General features: G+C 60.6%; 24 protein-coding genes. All 24 read right to left on the reverse strand.

The genetic code is table 11. From position 1 onward, the window contains the following. Positions 1 to 7: 7 nt before the first annotated feature. Complete coding sequence (locus ACTQ34_RS02930; RefSeq protein ID WP_441362421.1) at positions 8 to 943, reverse strand: hypothetical protein; 936 nt, start codon at positions 941 to 943, stop codon at positions 8 to 10. A 9-nt stretch (positions 944 to 952) separates the two neighbouring features. After that, complete coding sequence (locus ACTQ34_RS02935; RefSeq protein WP_441362422.1) at positions 953 to 1,492, reverse strand: hypothetical protein; 540 nt, start codon at positions 1,490 to 1,492, stop codon at positions 953 to 955. Beyond that, positions 1,485 to 2,546: a baseplate J/gp47 family protein gene (locus ACTQ34_RS02940; RefSeq protein ID WP_441362423.1), complete on the reverse strand. Its 1,062-nt coding sequence runs from the start codon at positions 2,544 to 2,546 to the stop codon at positions 1,485 to 1,487. Before ACTQ34_RS02940 ends, ACTQ34_RS02935 begins: the two co-directional genes overlap by 8 nt. Continuing rightward, a complete protein-coding gene (locus ACTQ34_RS02945) occupies positions 2,530 to 2,985 on the reverse strand; it encodes a DUF2634 domain-containing protein (protein WP_441362424.1) in 456 nt (151 codons plus the stop codon). Before ACTQ34_RS02945 ends, ACTQ34_RS02940 begins: the two co-directional genes overlap by 17 nt. Positions 2,986 to 3,334: 349 nt before the next feature. Continuing rightward, positions 3,335 to 3,607: a hypothetical protein gene (locus ACTQ34_RS02950; protein ID WP_441362425.1), complete on the reverse strand. Its 273-nt coding sequence runs from the start codon at positions 3,605 to 3,607 to the stop codon at positions 3,335 to 3,337. A gap of 9 nt (positions 3,608 to 3,616) precedes the next feature. Next, the gene (locus ACTQ34_RS02955; RefSeq protein WP_441362426.1) at positions 3,617 to 5,125 is read right to left on the reverse strand and encodes a CHAP domain-containing protein; all 1,509 of its coding nucleotides are present in this window, start codon (positions 5,123 to 5,125) and stop codon (positions 3,617 to 3,619) included. A gap of 12 nt (positions 5,126 to 5,137) precedes the next feature. Continuing rightward, a complete protein-coding gene (locus ACTQ34_RS02960) occupies positions 5,138 to 5,569 on the reverse strand; it encodes a hypothetical protein (protein ID WP_441362427.1) in 432 nt (143 codons plus the stop codon). Positions 5,570 to 5,931: 362 nt separating this feature from the next. Continuing rightward, positions 5,932 to 8,073: a hypothetical protein gene (locus tag ACTQ34_RS02965; RefSeq protein WP_441362428.1), complete on the reverse strand. Its 2,142-nt coding sequence runs from the start codon at positions 8,071 to 8,073 to the stop codon at positions 5,932 to 5,934. Continuing rightward, positions 8,060 to 8,227 carry a hypothetical protein gene (locus tag ACTQ34_RS02970; RefSeq protein WP_441362429.1) on the reverse strand — a complete coding sequence of 56 codons (168 nt, stop codon included), beginning with the start codon at positions 8,225 to 8,227 and terminating at the stop codon, positions 8,060 to 8,062. Before ACTQ34_RS02970 ends, ACTQ34_RS02965 begins: the two co-directional genes overlap by 14 nt. 38 nt (positions 8,228 to 8,265) lie before the next feature. After that, entirely contained in the window at positions 8,266 to 8,658 is a 393-nt protein-coding gene (locus tag ACTQ34_RS02975; RefSeq protein ID WP_441362430.1) for a hypothetical protein, read from the reverse strand. Positions 8,659 to 8,670: 12 nt separating this feature from the next. Further along, on the reverse strand, positions 8,671 to 9,099 hold the full coding sequence (locus ACTQ34_RS02980; RefSeq protein ID WP_441362431.1) for a phage tail tube protein: 429 nt from the start codon (positions 9,097 to 9,099) through the stop codon (positions 8,671 to 8,673). Between the two features lie 12 nt (positions 9,100 to 9,111). Further along, positions 9,112 to 10,209, reverse strand: coding sequence for a phage tail sheath C-terminal domain-containing protein (locus ACTQ34_RS02985; protein WP_441362432.1), 1,098 nt, complete (start codon positions 10,207 to 10,209; stop codon positions 9,112 to 9,114). Next, positions 10,210 to 10,644, reverse strand: a complete 435-nt coding sequence (locus ACTQ34_RS02990; RefSeq protein WP_441362433.1) for a phage tail terminator family protein — start codon at positions 10,642 to 10,644, stop codon at positions 10,210 to 10,212. It abuts the gene before it with no gap. Next, a complete protein-coding gene (locus tag ACTQ34_RS02995; RefSeq protein ID WP_441362434.1) occupies positions 10,641 to 11,111 on the reverse strand; it encodes an HK97 gp10 family phage protein in 471 nt (156 codons plus the stop codon). Before ACTQ34_RS02995 ends, ACTQ34_RS02990 begins: the two co-directional genes overlap by 4 nt. After that, positions 11,101 to 11,439 carry a head-tail adaptor protein gene (locus tag ACTQ34_RS03000; RefSeq protein WP_441362435.1) on the reverse strand — a complete coding sequence of 113 codons (339 nt, stop codon included), beginning with the start codon at positions 11,437 to 11,439 and terminating at the stop codon, positions 11,101 to 11,103. Before ACTQ34_RS03000 ends, ACTQ34_RS02995 begins: the two co-directional genes overlap by 11 nt. After that, positions 11,423 to 11,731, reverse strand: a complete 309-nt coding sequence (locus tag ACTQ34_RS03005) for a head-tail connector protein (RefSeq protein ID WP_441362436.1) — start codon at positions 11,729 to 11,731, stop codon at positions 11,423 to 11,425. Before ACTQ34_RS03005 ends, ACTQ34_RS03000 begins: the two co-directional genes overlap by 17 nt. A gap of 4 nt (positions 11,732 to 11,735) precedes the next feature. Further along, positions 11,736 to 12,947: a phage major capsid protein gene (locus tag ACTQ34_RS03010; protein WP_441362437.1), complete on the reverse strand. Its 1,212-nt coding sequence runs from the start codon at positions 12,945 to 12,947 to the stop codon at positions 11,736 to 11,738. 1 nt (position 12,948) lies between these two features. Beyond that, positions 12,949 to 13,560 carry an HK97 family phage prohead protease gene (locus tag ACTQ34_RS03015; protein WP_441362438.1) on the reverse strand — a complete coding sequence of 204 codons (612 nt, stop codon included), beginning with the start codon at positions 13,558 to 13,560 and terminating at the stop codon, positions 12,949 to 12,951. Further along, positions 13,535 to 14,737: a phage portal protein gene (locus tag ACTQ34_RS03020; protein WP_441362439.1), complete on the reverse strand. Its 1,203-nt coding sequence runs from the start codon at positions 14,735 to 14,737 to the stop codon at positions 13,535 to 13,537. Before ACTQ34_RS03020 ends, ACTQ34_RS03015 begins: the two co-directional genes overlap by 26 nt. Before the next feature lies 1 nt (position 14,738). Beyond that, positions 14,739 to 16,493, reverse strand: coding sequence for a terminase large subunit (locus ACTQ34_RS03025; RefSeq protein ID WP_441362440.1), 1,755 nt, complete (start codon positions 16,491 to 16,493; stop codon positions 14,739 to 14,741). Continuing rightward, a complete protein-coding gene (locus ACTQ34_RS03030; RefSeq protein ID WP_441362441.1) occupies positions 16,486 to 16,641 on the reverse strand; it encodes a hypothetical protein in 156 nt (51 codons plus the stop codon). Before ACTQ34_RS03030 ends, ACTQ34_RS03025 begins: the two co-directional genes overlap by 8 nt. Beyond that, a complete protein-coding gene (locus ACTQ34_RS03035; RefSeq protein WP_441362442.1) occupies positions 16,638 to 17,000 on the reverse strand; it encodes a hypothetical protein in 363 nt (120 codons plus the stop codon). Before ACTQ34_RS03035 ends, ACTQ34_RS03030 begins: the two co-directional genes overlap by 4 nt. Before the next feature lie 81 nt (positions 17,001 to 17,081). After that, positions 17,082 to 17,408, reverse strand: coding sequence for an HNH endonuclease (locus ACTQ34_RS03040; protein WP_441362443.1), 327 nt, complete (start codon positions 17,406 to 17,408; stop codon positions 17,082 to 17,084). Next, entirely contained in the window at positions 17,377 to 17,583 is a 207-nt protein-coding gene (locus ACTQ34_RS03045) for a hypothetical protein (RefSeq protein ID WP_441362444.1), read from the reverse strand. The genes ACTQ34_RS03040 and ACTQ34_RS03045 overlap by 32 nt, the downstream gene beginning before the upstream one ends. Positions 17,584 to 17,621 lie beyond the last annotated feature (38 nt).

Below are 17,621 nucleotides of genomic sequence, written 5' to 3' on the forward strand. Positions count from 1 at the left end.
TTGCACCTCACAATTCCGCGGATAACAGCACTTTGCTTTCATCTTCCGCCGTTCTGAAATCGCATACTGCATACTCTGTTAATCCGGTATCTGGTATTTTGCATCTGATTGTTACATAGTTGTTTCCATAGGTCACGACACTAACACTTATTGGAGTTACATAAAATGCTCCTTTTATCGCAATTTGAATTTGGCTTGGGTTGCAAATTACAATAGGAATGGTTCTCATTGTCGTTGGAGTGGGAACCATGAATATAGCATCTTCACCGCTCACAAACCCGACATATGACTCATTGAATTTTCTATCAGGCGTAATATCTAATAGATATGCTTGGCAATTCTCCAGCTGTATCGCATAATCTCTCTCCAGCTGCGGGAGTTGTTGCCATTCACCATTCGCATCTTGATAAGCCGCTGTTTGCCCCACACCCCGTTCCAGCTTGGCAAATACAAACGTCTGTCCTGTTCCGGTGACGGTGAAAGTGCGGCTTACATCGTCATATTGTAAGGTCACAATCCCGGTCGTAGTCAGTGCTGTCGCGGTGTAAATGCTACCGATTGAGCTAGGCAAAATCTGTGCGATCGTGCCGTTGAGAACCAGACCGGCCGCTGTGATCTGCACCGTTCCGGAAACTAATTTCCAGCGGTCGATGAAATAGCCCGGCGTGCTGATCGTGCCGGAAACGCCCCGCTGATTGACCGGAAACACACCCCAGCCCGTGCCGCCTCCGACAAAATAGGCATTGTCAAGTTCGTTTAGCCGTACACCTGCACCGAGTGCCGCAAGTGCCGCCTGTGCGGTTGTCGCGCCGCCAAGCGGAGCCACCGCCGCATCGATCTTCTCCCAGTTCTCATTGAGCGCTTTCGGGATATTGAACGTGTTAGCCCCGTCCGTCTCCGGGTCGTAGCAGAACAGCTTCAAAACTTTGGTTAATATACTCATGCCCGCCTCCTAAAAAGCAAAATCGCGGATCAGATGGCCTTGCAGCTCGTTTATCGTCATGCCATGCACCTCGCGCACCAAAAGATAGCGGTAAACGTACTGCACCGCAAGGTGCGCCGGGATGACCTCGAGCACCGCGGCCTGCAAAGCAGCTTGTGCCTGCTCGGTCGGCACGCCATACGAACCGACAAACCGCAAAATGATCTCGCCCGGCTGGTAGTCCACCTCAACCTCGCCGTTCTCCCATGCGTCGCACACGCGCTGAATGAGGTCGATGTCGCACTTGCCAGTCGCTGACCGCCACTTCGCCTGCAGCACACTGCGTCGCTCGGCTTCCGTGTCGCCTTTGCCCGGCGTCAGCCCCGCGATGCGCTCCTCCACCGGCAGGATATAGGTCATGGTGTCCAGAAACAGCTGCGCCGCCGCCTCGCGTGCCGCATCCCGCTGCCCCTCGTCTACCGCCTGCACCGCGCCGAGCAGCGCGATCACCCATGCATCGCGCCGGTAGGCGGTCGGCAGGCTTTGCAGCATGTCGTCGAACTCACGCATAGCTGATGCTCACCTCCCCCAGCACCGCACACTCCCGCTCGCCGACGGCGACGTTCCCCGTGCCGCCGTTCACGGTCAGGTTTTCGAGGTCGAGTACGCCCTCCACGTCCAGAATGCGGTCGGTGATGCGGGCAAAGCTGACATAGTCCTGCCGGAACACGATTTCGGCAATGTACGCGGTCACCGCCGCTTGGATGCCCGCCGTGATCGTCTCCTCTTCCGCGGTGTTCAATTTGGACACGGTAGCCGAGAGCGTGATTGGCTTCTTAGTAGCCGCCTCGACATAGCACTGCGCACCGATCGGCGCCTGCCCCTCACCGCGCCCCGTGCTGCCGGGGTCGATGTAAGTCTGCACCTGCTCAACCAAGTCCTCCGGCGCGGGCTGTCCGGTGCTGTCCACCAGCACCACGTCCACCGTGTTCGCGCCATGTCCCAGCGGAAACACCTTGACCGCGCCCACGCCGCTGACCTCCAGCGCCCAGCTTTGATAGTGGTAGATGTTGCCCGAGGTCGCGGGCGTGCGGATTTTGAGCAGATAGCGCGCGTAGTAGTCCGCGTCATCCTCCTCGTCGTAGCCGCCCGTGGTCGGCTCTGGGTTGTCGCAGGCCGCGATGCCCTGCAAGGTGACCGGCATCTGCGTGATGCTGTGCGCGGGCAGATTGCCCGCCGCGCTGTCCACCCGGCAAGTGACGCGCACCTGCCCCTCGCCGGTGATCTGCACGGTCTCGCTTGCCGCAAACTGGATGCCGCCCCCGCTCTCAAACAGCGCACCCTGCTGCACCGTCCCCGTGCCGGTCACGGTCAGCACGCCGGTGGCAAACGTCGCCTGCCGCCGCTCCAAACCGCTGCGCGGGAACACATAGCGGTCGAGGTCGCCGCCCGCGAGGTTCTCCGGGTCGAGCGCGTCGCGCATTGCCGCGACTTCCTCGTCCGTGCCCTCCATGCGCAGCGAAACCGCCGCGAGCAGGTCGCGGGTCGGGTAGCCGACCGTTTTCTGATAGCTGTCCGGCATCGCCGCCAGCAGGTCGGTCAAAATCTCATTCGCCGTTGACATAGGCTGTCACCTCCGTATCCTCTCCGGTGCGCAAGTGCGCGGTAAATTCCACCTGCAGGCCGCGCCGCAGGCGGGTGAAAACGAAACTGTCCACCGCGCGGACAGCGGGGTTGAACGCTGCCGTCTCACGCACCTGCCGCTCAATCTCGGCAGTGATGAAGCCCAGCGGCGCGCGCTTTTGCAGCAGCGTGCGGTCAACGCCAAGCGCGGTGGATGCGTCCGTGCGGTACACGGGGATTGCGTCCGGCGGCTGGCGCAGCATGAGCGCGAACCACTGCTTGACTGCTTCCACGCCCGACCGCTCGACCAGCGCGCCGTCCACCAGCCGGAACGCGCCGCGCCCCCGCTCGTCGAAGTCGAACGCAGGCACACGGCCGACCTGTGCCGCCGGGATGCCTTGCAGCTCGGTAGGCGAAAAGGAAAATTTCGCGTCTGCCATGGTCTGTACCTCCTTTGAATGCAAAAACGCCCCGTCTCTGCCAACTTGACAAAGACGGGGCGTATGCTATAATATCTATACAAAGGGACGCTGTTACAGCAGTCAGACCTTAAAACAGCAAAGTGACTAAGTCACTGACCGTTCGGGGGCCAGCCGAGCGGTCAGTGCGCTTTTATAAGCAAAATATGTAGCAACAGAAGTGCCCATATTACAATTCTTGCGAATCGTCTCATAAAGCATCACCCCCTTTGTGGGGAGTGCCTGACCGCTATATGTAACAGCGTCCGCCCTGATTATAGCATACGCTGTCAGTCTTTGTCCACGTTGCCGCCCTCCGGGGCGGCTTTTGTTATATCCGGTCGAGGATGAGCAGCCCGCCGCCGGACAAGATCGCCGCGGCACGCTCGCCCTTTTTCCAGTCCCGCGCGGCGGCGGTCGCGGTCAGCGTGAGGTTTACCCCCTCCTCTGCCCGCACATTGCCGTCCACTGCGCTGAAAATCAGCGGCTGCGGACGTTCCTGCTCGCACACCGCCTCGTACCACGCCGCCGCATAAGGCGACTTTTTGGCGCGTCTTCCACCATGCTTCATAATCGCTTCCGCGAGTTTCGTCTCGTATGCCATACGCCCTCCTTACGCTGCCCACGGCGTGCAGAAACCGGAAATCTCCGAGTAGTACCGTGTCATCGGGCGCACGCTGTCCGAGCAGTTGCCCTCGATGGTCTGCACGCTCGCCCGCGTCGCGCCGGTCACAATGCCGATGTGCCGCGTGCCCTGTATCATCAGGTCGCCCGCCTTGGGGATGTAGCCGCTTGCCACCGTCTTGTACTGCCCGCGCGCGCGGAAATAGTCCGCCATGTCACCGACATAGCCGTAGCCCGTCGGGATGGGCGCGCCCGACTGGTCGGCACACCAGCAGACAAAGTACACGCACCACGCCACGCCGTTGTGGCCCGCCCACGCGCCATACTTGTTGATGTTGCCGGGGCTTTCCTTGTAGCCGACCTGGCTGCGCGCGACCGCCACAAAGCTGGACGCGCTGCCGTTTCCGCCCGTGCCGGATGACCCTGCGCCGATGGTGTCAGGCAGTCCCCAGACGGACACCGCATCCGTGCCGTCCGCCGCGCGCGGCTCGTCGAGGGCGGTGATTTCCAGCTCCATCGTGTGCCCCGCGCCGCCGTAGTGATGCACGACGCGCGTCACACGGTTGCGCCCCTCGATGCCGAACGCCGGGGAGTTGAAATTCAGCACCGTGCCGCTTGTCACCTCGTCGCAGCCCCAAATCTCGCTGATGGTGCGCGTGCGGCCGATACGGTCTTTCTGCGCCAAGAGCGTCCGCACCATCTGGCCGAGCTGCGCCGTGCCGGGGTTCTCCCTGACCCGCTCGACGTACTGCAAAAAGCCGTATTTCTCGATGGACGCAGCGTTACTCGCCTGCGCGCCGATGTACACCTTGCCGCTGTCCTCGGCAGCAAGCACCACCGCGTTATACAGCTCTGTGATACTGTCCTCGCCTGACACCTGCCCCAGCGCCCATGTGATGTCAAAGGGCGCAAGGTTCCACGCCGGGCGGTGAAACGCCTTGATGGCGGCGGTCGGCAGTTCACGCACGACCAGTCCCTCCGGCGACATGCGCGCCTGATAGTCCTTGCCGGTCTCCGCGCTGCATCGGTCGAGAATGTCCGCGATGATGTCTCTCACCGCGTCGCCCAGCCAGACCTCGGAAATTTTGGTCGGCAGACTGCACACGCTCTTGACCCCCACGCCCGCCTTGCTGCACGCCGCGCGGATGGCTTCATCCGCCGCCATGCCGCTGCACTGCAAAATGATGCCGCTGCGGCCAAGATACCATCCGCGGTCGTAGGCGGTGATTGCGCCGTCCAGCCCCACGGTCACCAGGTGCCCGACAAACACATCCGCGCCCGCCGCTTCATTGCGCAGGCGCAGCTTGTCGCCCGGCTGTAGCGCGAGCTTGGGGACGTACTTGTCCCACTGGCTGACGAGCTGCGTGCCGGTCAGCTCGACCGACAGCGCGGTGATATCGTCCGTCGCGGTCAGGTCACCGACAAAGGCCGTGATGTCGCGGGCCTTGCCGCTGCGCTCAAGGTACAGCCGATGCTCGTCCACATATCCGTAAGCCACGCCCGCACCTCCTTAATCCACAAAGCGGTATTCCGTGATGGAAATTGTATAAGCAATGTCGCCGTTGCGCCGCACGGACGGCTCAAACGCATCCACCGTGCAGGGCATGTTGAGACGGCACACGCCGCCACTGTCCAGCACAATCACGCGAAACGGCACCTTGCGATCACGCCAGCGCTCGAAAAAGCTGACGTATGCCCAGCCGTCCTCGAGCGCTTCGGCAGGCATCCAGCTGTATCGCTTCCCGACGGGGAAAAAGCTCGACCAGCTGAGCGACCGCAAGCCGAGCGTGCCAATGCGGCGGTAGTCGTAGCTCAAACCGGTATAGGTTTCGTTGTACTGCTCGGGCTGCGGCAGCGGGAAGTCCACCGGCACATGCGGCAGCGTGAACACTTCCTCGTTGTTATTGACCGAAAAAATAACCTTGTAGGCGATTGCCGCCACCTCCCTGCATACAAAAAGCGCCCCGCCTCTGCCAACTTGACAAAGACGGGGCGCACGCGCTATAATGAACATACAAAGGGACGCTGTTACAGCAGTCAGACCCGTTATACCATCAACAACATGTTGACCGTTCGGGGCCTAGTCGAGCGGTCAACGCGCTTTTATGGTGAAAATGTACAGCACCATGGCCGCACACATCAAAAGCTGAAAAGCCTTTTTCTACATACGCACCACCTCCCCTCGCGGTAAAATGCGCTGGGGAAAGGTGGGTCTGACCGCTATATGTAACAGCGTCCGCCCTGATTATAGCATACGCTGTCGTACTTTGTCTATCCGCCGCCCTCCGGGGCGGCTTTTGTGTTTTACATGTTTTCGATTGCGCGGAGAAGCTTGCCCGTGATCCGCTCGCCCAGCTCGTCCGCGTACTGCTCGTTGCCGATGACGTTGCCCGCGACCGTGACGTTAACCGTCACCCGCGGCCCGCCCGCCATGCGCGCGGAGATGTCGTGCGGGATAATCTGCGTGCCGTTCGGCAGGTTCATGATCTCGCCGCCGCGCTCGTTGACCCGCGTCAGGCCGCCGCGCCAGTAGGAAGTTCCGAGGGCGTTGCCCGCGAGCTGATCACCATCAACGTATTCGGTCGAAAGCTTGACCGTTTTACTCGTGTCCATACCGAGGAATTCCTTGACCTTGTCGATCAAACCGCCGACCGCGCTTTTGACCTTGTTAAACACATCCTTAACCGTATTCAGCGCACCCAGCAGCTTGTCCACAAGGAAATCCCGCAGTTCGCCCAGCTTATCGATAAAATCACCCAAACCGGGCAAAAAAGTATCCCGAATAAAGCTGAACACAGGCTCCATCTTTTCCAGCACCCAGCTAAACGCTGCGGAAAGTTGGTCAACAAGGAAGCCTGCCACACGACCGCCAACCTCGAGAAGAATCCCAAAAACCGGAACGGCGATATCACGAACAAACCCGAACACCATCTCCATTACTGGCTGTGCAAGTTGAAACGCCGCCACCAGATTACCGACAAAAAGCCCTGCGACCTTCTTGATGACCTCGAACAACCCCTGTCCGATCGGGATGACCGTATTCTGGATAAAACCGAACACCGTCTGCATAATCGGCTGGATATGCTCGATTGCCCGCACGAAAAAGCTCCGGATGTACCCGGCAACCTCCAGAACGACCGCGATCACCGGCGCAAGCGCCTGTAGCACCGCATCCTTGATCGCAAAGAACTTTTCTTTGACCACACCCCAAAGCGTGATCGCAGCTGCCTTGATCTTGTCCCAGTTCTTATAAATTAGGGCTCCAGCCACCGCGATGGCCGCAATGCCCGCCGCAATGGCCAGCAAAATCGGATTTGTCGACACAATCCCGGCAAGCGTAAACGCAAACCTCTTGATGGTCTTAACCAGATTCGCCACGCCTGACACAAATTGCATGATTTTGATTGCACCGAACGCCGACCCGATACCGACCAGCACCGCAGTGATATTCTCCCGGTTGTCCACCAACCACTGGAAAACGCTTTTCGCGGCGCCCATCGCACCCGCAATGCCCTGATCGACCTTGGCTGCAAAAGAAGAAAAGTCTACCGACTGCACCCAAGCCGAAAGGCGCTCAGCCTGCGCAGACAAAATCGCAAATACCGAGCCCTCGCGGAATCCGCCGCTTTCCGACGCACCGAGCATCTCAAGGATACCGGTTTTCACAGTCTGGCTGACTTCGCCCAGCTTGGCCATCGTGGCCGTCACCTGCGTCTGGTACGCGCGGTTTTTGACCAGCTGCGTGTTATTCTGATAAAACGCATCCGCGTAACCGTCGTAGGCAGCTGTCAGGGTGTCCAGAATCAGCGTCGTGCGTCCGGCGGTCGTGCCGGTGGCCTCCAGCCGCTCGTTGAATTCGTCCTCTGAGATATTCAGCCAGTTCAAGGCGTCCGCGAGCGCACCCGTTACTGAGCCGCTGACGCTGGACTCGCCGATATCCTGAAACAGGCTGTTGATGCTGATGCCGTCGCCAAACTTGCCGACCACACCGGCGGCGACGCGCGTCCATTTTGTCACGTCCTGCTGGCTTTGCGCCAGCGTGGAAAGCGCCTGCGCGGCCTCGGTTGAGGTATCGCTGTCTCCCAGTATCTTGTACAGCTCGGCATACGCCGTGCGCGCGCCCTGTGTGCCGGTCGCAGTACCCGCAAACGCCGTCAGCAGCTTGCCTTGGCTCACGCGGAAGTCCTCGGTCGCGCCGTCGAGCGCGATAAAAGCTGTGGTCAGCGCGGTGACACCCGCGACGCCGACGCCCGTGGCGGCCTTGGCAAAAGTCTTGATGCCGTCGACCGCCTTGTTTTTAAACGCCACCACCTGCTTGGTGGCTGAGATCATGCTGTCGTCAATATCCGCGCCCGCCTTTTTGGCGTTGCGCGCAGCCTTGATCAACCCGCCGGACATGTTGTCGCGCATGGTCAGGACAGTATTGATAACCTTACTTTTCGCCATCGCGCGCGCCCTCCTTTTCGCCCGGGAATGCCGTGGCCACGCCCGCCGCGATCAGCAGACGCATCTCCTCATAGTAGCGCGCCCGCCCGACCCGCAGCACCGCCCGGTCGAGGACGCTCATGCGCCGCAGCTCGTCCGGGGTGATGCCGCGCACGGCATAAAACGCTGCGAGGTCGAGAAACGGGTCGCGCGCTACGAGTTTTTTGCCATATCCTCGATTTTCTCCTTTGCTTCTTGAGGTAGCAGACCAATCCAGCCCATCAGCAACCCGCCGAGCACATCAATTTCATGCACATCCAGCAGCTTACGGACGGTGTCATACGGATCGGTCACGCCGAGCGCCTTGTGCAGCTCCGTGTCCTGCAAGTCCGGGCAGCAGTCATAGATCAGCGCGGTCGACAGTTCCACCAGATCACCCGCGCCACTGGCCTCGGACATGCTCTCATAGATTGCAAGCTGATCTTTCTGACTCGGTTTCACAAACGTGGCTTTCACGCCACCCAGATCAAACTCCTTTGTCTCCGTGCGGCTCTTGGCTTTCTGCTCCGCCCGTGCCGCGAGCGCGTCCAGCAGTTTCTTATCCATGTAAAATCCTCCTTATAGCGTCTCCAAAACCTCGAAGTTGCCGAACTTAAACGGGATTTCCTGCTCAGTTTTGGCCATTTTCTCAAACTTGGCGAGCATGAACTCGTCGATAGTCACATCGCTGTACGCGACGCGCTCGACTTTGTTCGTGCCCTTCTGCGTCTGCGCGGTGATGACCGTGATCTCGGGCATCACGCCCGTGCGAAACGCCTCGGCCATCTGGATGAGAATTTCGCTGTCGATCTTCAGCACCGTCAGCGTGCCCTCGCCCGCGTAGCCGTTATAAATCTTGTAGGTCGCCGTGTCGCCGCAGACGTTGATGTCCTCAAAGTCGCCCGTGACCTTGGCTTCGACGCTCTGCAAGGTGGTCAGTTTCTTGCCGTTCCACCACGCCGCGCCGCCGCTGCCGTGCATGATATGATTGGGGTTAAATTCCGGCATGATTTACACCTCCTAAAACAAATTGATCGGGAAGAACAGGTTGGTCATGCTGCCGAGGATCTTTACGTTGCCCGCAAGGTACACGGTACGCTTAAACGGCGTGGCCTTTACCTTGTCATCATCCCAGTCCGCGGCCTCGGCCTTGCCGCTCGCCACCCACGCCGCGCGCTGCGCTTCCACGTCGATGCTGGCGGCGTTTGCGTAGTCCGGGTCGAGGATCAGCTCCTGCGCCAGCTGCCGGAAATAGGACGAATTGAGCGCCGCAATGAACAGCATCTGGTTGTCACGCGTGTTGCGGTAGTTGCCGAGGTAGGTGCTGCGGAATGTGCTGGTAATGTCATCGCGCATCAGGTCCATTGCCTCGACTGTCTCGATGAACTGCATGTCCTCGGTTTTTGTGTTGCCGTCGAGCGTGGTCAGGCTGTTGATGCCCTGACCGATGCGCACTGCGCCCTCCTCGTCGTGAAACAGGATGAACTTGCCTGCGCCGACCGCCGCGTCGTTGTCCTCGACCTCCTGCACAGACGCGAGATTTGAGCACAGATAGTTCGTGCAGCCGCGCTCGACATTGCACACCGCCAAAATCGCCAGCAGGCTCGGCAGGTAGGTGACACCCTCCTGCTCGCCGCGCTCGTCCGTGAAAGTCACCTTTTCGTTCACGAAATGGACAACGTGCATGTCGTCCGGCAGCGGCGTGATATTGTGCACGATGCACTTGTAGCTCTTGGCCTTGGCTGCCTGCGACTTGACCCAGCTGGCCAGCGCCGCGCCGTCCTCGGCGCTCTGCCCCGCAATGGTCAGCCAGCCGGTTTTGACCGTGCGGCTGATTTCGCTGAGCGTGTCGCCCAGCGTGCCCGCGGTGTCCAATCTGAACACATGCGACTGATAGGGCGCAAAGCTCAGCATGTCGCTGATCGCGTTGTAGTTCTCGGTCGTGTACAACGCCTTGTCCGCCTGCAAAGCGGCAAGGTCGGTGTACTGTTTATGCGTAAAGCCCTTGTCGGTGTCGTCCCGGATAATCAGAATGGCGATGCCCCGCGCGCTGCGCGCAATGAGCGAAGTCGCCTGTTGCCGGAACGTCACCTCAATTATCGGCATGGTGATTGCCATTTAAGTTGTCAGCTCCTCTCCGTTGTAGTTGAGGGTTTCCATGTATTCGCCGGTCTCGGCGGCAGTCTCGACCCACGAGATGCCAAACTGCGCGACCAGCACGCCCTGCGAGGTGTCCACCTCAATCGTGTCGTCGAGCGGCAGCCACACGCCGCCAACCGCGAAGCCCTCGCCCAGCGCGTCCAGCAGCTGCTCTGCCACCGCGTCACACTCGTCGCGCGGGCGGTCGCCGGACTTGGGATAATACCAGATGTCGATGTCGGCCTCGTACTCGCGCGCACCGTCGCAGGCCGCGCTGCCACTGACCGGCAGCACGTCGATTTTGAAGGATGGGCGCTTGAGCGGCTTTTTGTCATCCGGCCGCATCACCTCTGCGCCTTGTGCAAGCGGCAAAAGCAATGCAGCCAGCGCCCCGCGAATCTCTCGAATTTTCATATCTTGCGGATCATCTCGTCCACTGCCTCCTCGCTGGCACGCGCATACTCAGGCGCAAACGCCTCATAAGCCTCAAGGAACACCTCTCGCCCCTCTACATGACCAACCTTGCGGCCGATGCCCTTGCCTTTCTTCACGCCGTGGCCATTGCCTTTGCCCTTGCCGGGGTTGACCGTCTGGTCGTGGCCGTCCTCGATCAGATGCGCGTGATGCGCATTCGAGTACACGCGCACCGCCTGCGCGCCGTTTCGCTCTTTCCAGACCTTGCCGCGCTTGATGTGCCTCTTATAATTACCGGTCTTTTCCTGTATTCCTTTCAGCCGCATCTGTTTCAAAGTCTTGCGCTTGAGCTTGTTGCCCTGTTGCTGCAAAAACTTGCGCTGCGCCTTGCTTGCCTCCTTGGAGGACTGGATGAGCCGATCGGTGAACTCGTCCAGCTCGGACAGGTCAATGCCATCACGCGCCATCTTCGATCACCAGCTTCAAAAACACCTCGAGCCGGTCGCGCCGCTTATAGTGCGGCTGCCAATACTGCACGTCGTACCGCTGCCCCTGATACTCGAAATAGGTCACGGTGGTCAACTTGCAAGATCGCGGCCGGATGGTCAGCTTGTGCGTCACCGCCGCCCGCTCGGTTTCACCCGGCAGGGTCTCGGTGCGGCCGGACACGACCGTCAGCGCGCCCCAGATCGTGCCGTCCGGGGCGTACTCGTAATCGGTCTCGCCGATGTCGTTCGTGAACGGCTGCTTATTGAACACCGTCAAGCGGTGCTTGAGGTCATTGGTCAGGCTCATTGGTGTCCTCCTTTTCGGGGTAGCGGCTGGACAAGGCGATGTGATTCAGCAGTACCTGTAGCGTGAACGGCACCTCATTGGTTGCCGCGTCGGTCACCGGCGTGCGGTTTTCGTACCAATGCGCCGCCAGCTGCAAAACCGCCATGTCGAACAGCTCGTCACCCGCTTGGGGCGGGTCTTTGCCCGTCATGTCGCGCACCGCATTGTCCGCCGCCGTCAGCATGGCCTCAATCAGCGCGTCCTCGTCCGCATGGTCAATGCGGGCGTAGGTTTTGAACCGCTCCAGCTCCATCGGCTCAGCCTGTCGCCTTGACCAGCTTGCGCACCGCGTCCGCCTGCGCGGGCTGGCAGTCGAACATCGCGCTGCCGAGGAACAGGAACGCGTTCTTGGTCAGGTCAAAGTCCGAGGTGATCGTCACGTCCTCCGGCATGTTGCCGATGACCGTGGACAGATCGACGAGATACGCCTCATGGTCGGCAACGCGCTCGTCGATCAGCACCGGATAGCCATAAATGTAATAGCTGCCGCCCTCGATGCGCACGAGATCATTCTTGCTCTTGTCCTGCAGCGGCATGAAGTCGGTGAACAGCGTCTTTTTGCTCATCACAAAGTTGGCATTCGCGTCATAGCCGCCGGGCAGCAGCGAAATGAGCTTCAAAACGTCCGCCGTAGTAAGCGAGCCGCCGCTCGCAACGGTCACCGAGTTGCCCTCTGCCCATGTGTTGGCCTTTTCGATGCCCTTGCCCTGGCTCGAACCGGTGCCGGTCAGGATGGTCTCGGTGATCTTCTTGGCGAGCTTCTTTGCAATCATGTCGGTCAGCCAGCTCTCGAATGCGTCGATCGCCATTTTCTGCACCGACTTGGAAATCTGCACGAGCTTGGTCACCTCGTAGGCCGACAGCGTGATCTCGGTCAGGCCGGTTTCGCTGGGGGTAATGTCGTCGTTCTGATTGTGGTAGGCGGCATCCGGCTCCTCGCCCTCGACCGCAAAGGTCACGTTGCCCGGTACGCGCAGCAGCGTGATCTTGTCGAGCAGCGGCGCATACTGGTGTACCTTCTCGATAATCTGGTTTGCCGTCTGCGTCGGCACAGCCGGGCCAGCCGAGCCGGTCGCGGTCGTCCATGCGCGCTGCTCGGTCTCGGTTAGGTCGCAGCGCATCAGCGTGTGCAGCCATGCGGTGCGGTACTCCGGGCTGTCATAGCCGAACGAGCGTTCCTCGGGCGGCTGCGCCGTCGGGAAGCGGCGCACCTCATTGCCCGCCGCGCCGGTGGCAATGCGGCCGAGCAGCTGGCGACGCTGTTCCGCCTTGTCAAGCAGGCTCTTGCGCTCGGCGATCAGGCCGTCGGCCTCGGTGGTGAGTGCATCGAGGTCGGCATCCGGCGCGTCGAGCGCGGTCTGGATGGCTGCCAGGCGCTGCTCGATCTGAGTCAGGCGATCCTCGCCCGCGAAAAACTGGATGCCTACACGGCGGCGAAAATCGCTGAAAGCATTCTGATTATGGGTCATATCACGTTTCCTCCTTTGTGATTCCGCTGATTTTGAGCTTGAGTGCCAGCTTGCGGCGTTTTTCCGCCTCCGCGTGCTCGTGCTCGGCCTCCGCCGCAGCCCACGAGCGCGCCGCAATACTGGTGCCGTCATAAGCCGGAATGTCCACCGCCGCCACGTCGAAGATGCGCCGGAAACCGGTAATCCGGCGCAGATGCTTGGCGCGGTCGTATTCCTGCTTGTTGACGGTGAATGCGAACGACATCCGGTCGATGTAGCCGCCCCGAATTTCCTCGTAGAGCCTCCGCCCTTCCTCGGTGCCGCCGAGATCAGCTGCAATGTGCAGACCCTTGGTGTCGACTGTCAGGGTCAGCGTTCCGTTCTTCGTCCGCGCCACGGGTTTGCCCCCGTGGTTGAAATTCATCACGACGTCGCGCATCTCCGCTCCCGAAAATGCGTTCCGGTCGATAACTTCTTTGTACTCGATGCCGTCGTACTCGTACAGCACGGTTTCCTCGTCGAAAACCGCGGCGTACCCCTCGACACGGCACCGGGTTTGCCCGTCGCCGCCCTCCTGCGGCAGCGCCCGCACCTCAAACGTGCGGAAGTCACGGGTCTCCGGCGTGATCGCCATTGTCGTCACCCTCCTTTGGTTCGGTCGGTTCGGTGTCCCCGGTGTTCAATTTGGACACCTCCGCATATTCCTTGCGGATGAAATACCGGTCGCCGTTCTCGACCGGCGGCATGTTGAAAATCTCCAGACCCATGTTGTGGGTGAGAAAGCCGCGGTCAAAAAGCTGCGTCACGATATTGAGCTTTGTGTTATTGCTCGCGTATTGCAGGCGGTTCGCCGTCGCGATGATGCCCGCGCCCTGCGCAATCTCGGCGGGTGAAAAGGTCATTGCGGTCAGCACGAGCGAAAGCTGGATGGCAAACGGCTCGATGCTGCCCTCGTAGTAGGCGTTCCACTCGTCCTCAGTGTAGGTATTGGTGAGAATCTTCTCATTCGTGCCAAAGTAGCTGAATACGCTCTGACGGATCAGCTCCTGCTGGCGCGGGTTGACCACCAGCGCCGTGCTCTCGATCTGCTTGACATCCGCAAACTTGTTATCAAACATCATCACGCCCGTGTCGTTGCCCGCGAGGTTGTCCGCGGCAAAGCGTTTGCGCTCCGCGTCAATGTCTTTGGGCTTGACATTGCCCGTAATCCGCGCGAGAAAGCGTATCGTAGTCGCGTTTTTGATGCCGTTGATAATGCCCTCGTCCTGCGTGTGCATGACCTGCAAAGTCGGATTCAGCGGGCGGTTATCCGCGCCGAAAAAGTCGTCCTCATACTGGTGCTGGGTCAAAATCCCCGCGCGGGACAGCTCGATTGCCGCGCTCTGTCCGCCCCAAAAGCGGTAGAGCAGATACGGCTCGCCGTCCACCTCGCGAATGCTGGACTGCTGCGGCAGCACGGGGAAATACCCGACGAGCCTGCCCGCTGTGTCCTCCATCGGCACGATAAAGGCGTTGTTCTGCACCATGTAGATGGTGGCGAGCCGCGCCAAAAACTTGCTCGCGTCCATCCACGGGTTGGGCTGCTGCCCCAGCACGCGCGCCAGCTCCGGCCTCGCGTCGCCCACCAGCTCCAGATGCAGCTTACTGCAATGCCGCGCAAAGGTCGCAATCGCCGCACGCGTCAGCTCCATCTCGTACAGCCCGCCGCGATAGGTCGTGTAAACCGGCTGGTAGGCGGTGAGCGTCTTGAAGAACGCCCGAGCATCCCCGCCCGGCGGCCGCCGCGGGAACAGCTTTTCAAAAAGCCCCATGTCATGCCTCCTCGTTCATGTTCACATAGTCGTCGCGCTTGTCCTGCAGCACCTTGTAGGCGCAGATCAGCGCGACCGTACCGTCGATGCGGCGGCGCCCGTCGGTCACCTTGACCGGCTGGATGTTGCCGTTGATGTCGGCACGCACCTCGGTATTGACCAGGCACCACTTATCGACCGGGTTGTTGTTATCCACCACCAGACCCGCGGCCAGATCGGCCTTGAGGTCTTTCATCGGCTGGGAAAGCGACAGCGTGCCTTGCCGCACGGGGACCATGCACTCCGCGCCGAACTCGGCCTTGAAGCGGTCGAGCAGGCTGTCGTCGATGTGCCACGGGTCGTACCCGATGTATCGCACATACAGGTCGTCCTCGTCGCGCAGCTCTTTGAACCAGTCGAGCATCACCTGTTTATCCACCTTGTTGCCCGGCACAGTGCGCATCAGGCCGCGCTTGACCCAAAGCGAATACGGCACGCTGTCGCGCTCGCGGCGGTTGCCGGCAGCCGCGTCCGCGTCTAAAACGCTTTGCGGCAGCCAGTACATGCTGCGCCGGTAGATTTTCGGGTCACCCGGCCGCTGGCAGATCGCCGTCGCGGCGCACAGGTCGATGCTGTCGGCCGCGTCCATGCCGCCGATGCAGTAATCGAACGCGATGTCGTAGGTCTCGGGGTTGGAGCACTCCGCCCATGTCAGCCACGCGGTCGCGGCGTTCTCCTTGAGGTTGAAGTCCTTGACCAGCACGGTCGGCAGGAAGGACGGGTCGTTGTCGGCCTTTTTGACCATCTGCCGCAGGTATTCGACCTTCTTGATCGTGCCGAGACCGGGGTTTGCCTTGATCCAGTTCTTTTCGTCGTGGTACTCATCCCGCTCGTCCAGCTCGTAAATCCACGCAAGAAACGTGTCGTCCGTAATCGTGCCTTCGAGCACGCCCGCAGCGTAGGCATACTGCGCATCGAAAATGCACTCACGCACAAAGCCGTTGGTCGAAATGGAAAACAGCAGCGGCTGCTCGCGGGCGGACATGGATTGCTTCATGTCGTCGTAGATCGCGCGGTTTTTGATCGCCGCCAGCTCGTCCACCAGCACGCCGTGGGCGTTCAGGCCGTCCAGACTGTTGGCGGCCGACGCCAGCGCCGAAATGGTACCGAGGTTTGCCGGATAATACAGGTCGCCCTGCCGCTTGCGGATGGCGCGGAACAGCTCGGGCGACTGCTTGCGCATGTTGACGCAGGCGTTGTAGCTCTTCGCCGCTTGCTCCCGCTTGGTCGCAATGGAGTAAATCTCGGGCGCGCCCTCGTTGTCGTTGACCAGCAGATCAAGCTCGAGCGCGGCGCACTCGGTCGTCTTTCCGTTCTTGCGCCCCTCGACGATCATGACCTCCTGATACTGCCGGAGACCGGTGTCCCGATGGACAAAGCCGAAGATCGCCTGCCAGCGCGCCTTCTGGAACAGCTCGAGCTTGAGCGGCGCGCCCAGCTGCCCCTGCGGCTGCTTGCAGAACCGCTCGACGAATGCGATATGCACATTAGCGGTGGTGGGATTGAACACCCACGGCTTGTACTTCTCCGGCCGACGAATTTTGTCCAGCAATAGCGCGCACAACAGACGCACCTTGCGGCAGGCGAGGATGTCGCCGGTCAGCACCGCGCAGGCGTATTGCTCCAGCCAATGATCGCCCGGTGGGGCGGGATTTTTCTTCGCTTCGCGCTCCATGCGGTGCAGCAGGCGCTCGCGCGCCAGACGGGGATCAGCCATCCGGCGGTCGCCCCTTCTTGCGCTGCGCCTTGTAAACGGCGCGCCGCAGCTTGTCATGCGGGCAGCGGAGAATGCGTTCCGGGCGGCGCAGCGCCGCGTCGCACACGCCCTGGTTGTTCAGCATCGGGCAAGCTCTGCACATGTTCATCGCAACGCCCTCCCGTTCGCTTTCTGCCATGCGCGCAGCGCGTCGCCCTCAGAGTCGCCCGCGGGCAGCATATCGCACAGCGTCTTGATAATCGCGGTCTGGTTTTTGATCATCGTGTTGTACACCTCGACCTCGGGCGACTTCTTCGTGCCCCACTGGTTTTCGCCGTTCTGGTATTTGGAAACGACGCCCTCTTCCGTGATGGTTTTGCGCAGATCGGCCAGCGTCACGGCCATAAAAGCCGCGTTTTCGATCAGGGAAGCGGCGGTATTCCGACGGTTTTCGTCCAGTCCCGCAAAGATTTTTTCGAGCTGCTCGCGCTCGCGTTTGATTCTTGTGTCAATCGTGATTTTGGGCATTTCGCCGCCTCCTTTCTGCTACACCCCTCCCGCATGCCCCACCCAGCAAAATTCTTCTCTGGGGATGCGGTCTGAGGGCGGTCAGCGATTTTTCGGGAATGGGGGGAGTATATTTCCGTCCGCATCGAAGCGGCAGCGCGCCGCCGGATGCTTTGCCATGTGCTCGAGGTCGTGACAGCGGTGACACAGCAGCTCGAGGTTGTCCCAGCCGAGCGTTCGCTTGGGGTTCGCCATGTCCTGCGGCCGCAGTGCCTTGCGGTGATGCACGATCAGGCCCGGAGCGCCGCAGCGTTCGCACAGTCCGTGCCGGTGCGTCATGTAGGCCAGCCGCGTCTGCTGCCACGCTGCCGAGTTGTAGAACGCTTTCGCCCACGGTTTAGCCACGGATATTCCCCCGCATGACCGCAATCGCGTACTGGCTGTCGCCGATGGCCTTGCTGATCGAGTTGATTGACCGGTACAGCCGGAAGCGCACCTCCGCCTGCGGCTCAGCCTGCATGCGCTCGTACAAAGCCGCGCGCTGGCGCTTCATGCTCTCGACGTTCGCGGCGTACTCGTCCGCAATCTCGGCAATGGTTTTCATGGCGTGCCCTCCTTTCGGGCAAAAGAAAAAGCGCCAGA

This window comes from Agathobaculum sp. LCP25S3_E8 (assembly GCF_052117165.1).
GTDB lineage: Bacteria > Bacillota > Clostridia > Oscillospirales > Butyricicoccaceae > Agathobaculum.

What these genes read in the sequence shown, in the direction of transcription:
- ACTQ34_RS02930 (WP_441362421.1), bottom strand. Translation starts at nt 943, where the DNA reads ATGAGTATATTAACCAAAGTTTTGAAGCTGTTCTGCTACGACCCGGAG.
- ACTQ34_RS02935 (WP_441362422.1), bottom strand. Translation starts at nt 1,492, where the DNA reads ATGCGTGAGTTCGACGACATGCTGCAAAGCCTGCCGACCGCCTACCGG.
- ACTQ34_RS02940 (WP_441362423.1), bottom strand. Translation starts at nt 2,546, where the DNA reads ATGTCAACGGCGAATGAGATTTTGACCGACCTGCTGGCGGCGATGCCG.
- ACTQ34_RS02945 (WP_441362424.1), bottom strand. Translation starts at nt 2,985, where the DNA reads ATGGCAGACGCGAAATTTTCCTTTTCGCCTACCGAGCTGCAAGGCATC.
- ACTQ34_RS02950 (WP_441362425.1), bottom strand. Translation starts at nt 3,607, where the DNA reads ATGGCATACGAGACGAAACTCGCGGAAGCGATTATGAAGCATGGTGGA.
- ACTQ34_RS02965 (WP_441362428.1), bottom strand. Translation starts at nt 8,073, where the DNA reads ATGGCGAAAAGTAAGGTTATCAATACTGTCCTGACCATGCGCGACAAC.
- ACTQ34_RS02975 (WP_441362430.1), bottom strand. Translation starts at nt 8,658, where the DNA reads ATGGATAAGAAACTGCTGGACGCGCTCGCGGCACGGGCGGAGCAGAAA.
- ACTQ34_RS02980 (WP_441362431.1), bottom strand. Translation starts at nt 9,099, where the DNA reads ATGCCGGAATTTAACCCCAATCATATCATGCACGGCAGCGGCGGCGCG.
- ACTQ34_RS02985 (WP_441362432.1), bottom strand. Translation starts at nt 10,209, where the DNA reads ATGGCAATCACCATGCCGATAATTGAGGTGACGTTCCGGCAACAGGCG.
- ACTQ34_RS02990 (WP_441362433.1), bottom strand. Translation starts at nt 10,644, where the DNA reads ATGAAAATTCGAGAGATTCGCGGGGCGCTGGCTGCATTGCTTTTGCCG.
- ACTQ34_RS02995 (WP_441362434.1), bottom strand. Translation starts at nt 11,111, where the DNA reads ATGGCGCGTGATGGCATTGACCTGTCCGAGCTGGACGAGTTCACCGAT.
- ACTQ34_RS03000 (WP_441362435.1), bottom strand. Translation starts at nt 11,439, where the DNA reads ATGAGCCTGACCAATGACCTCAAGCACCGCTTGACGGTGTTCAATAAG.
- ACTQ34_RS03005 (WP_441362436.1), bottom strand. Translation starts at nt 11,731, where the DNA reads ATGGAGCTGGAGCGGTTCAAAACCTACGCCCGCATTGACCATGCGGAC.
- ACTQ34_RS03010 (WP_441362437.1), bottom strand. Translation starts at nt 12,947, where the DNA reads ATGACCCATAATCAGAATGCTTTCAGCGATTTTCGCCGCCGTGTAGGC.
- ACTQ34_RS03015 (WP_441362438.1), bottom strand. Translation starts at nt 13,560, where the DNA reads ATGGCGATCACGCCGGAGACCCGTGACTTCCGCACGTTTGAGGTGCGG.
- ACTQ34_RS03020 (WP_441362439.1), bottom strand. Translation starts at nt 14,737, where the DNA reads ATGGGGCTTTTTGAAAAGCTGTTCCCGCGGCGGCCGCCGGGCGGGGAT.
- ACTQ34_RS03025 (WP_441362440.1), bottom strand. Translation starts at nt 16,493, where the DNA reads ATGGCTGATCCCCGTCTGGCGCGCGAGCGCCTGCTGCACCGCATGGAG.
- ACTQ34_RS03030 (WP_441362441.1), bottom strand. Translation starts at nt 16,641, where the DNA reads ATGAACATGTGCAGAGCTTGCCCGATGCTGAACAACCAGGGCGTGTGC.
- ACTQ34_RS03035 (WP_441362442.1), bottom strand. Translation starts at nt 17,000, where the DNA reads ATGCCCAAAATCACGATTGACACAAGAATCAAACGCGAGCGCGAGCAG.
- ACTQ34_RS03045 (WP_441362444.1), bottom strand. Translation starts at nt 17,583, where the DNA reads ATGAAAACCATTGCCGAGATTGCGGACGAGTACGCCGCGAACGTCGAG.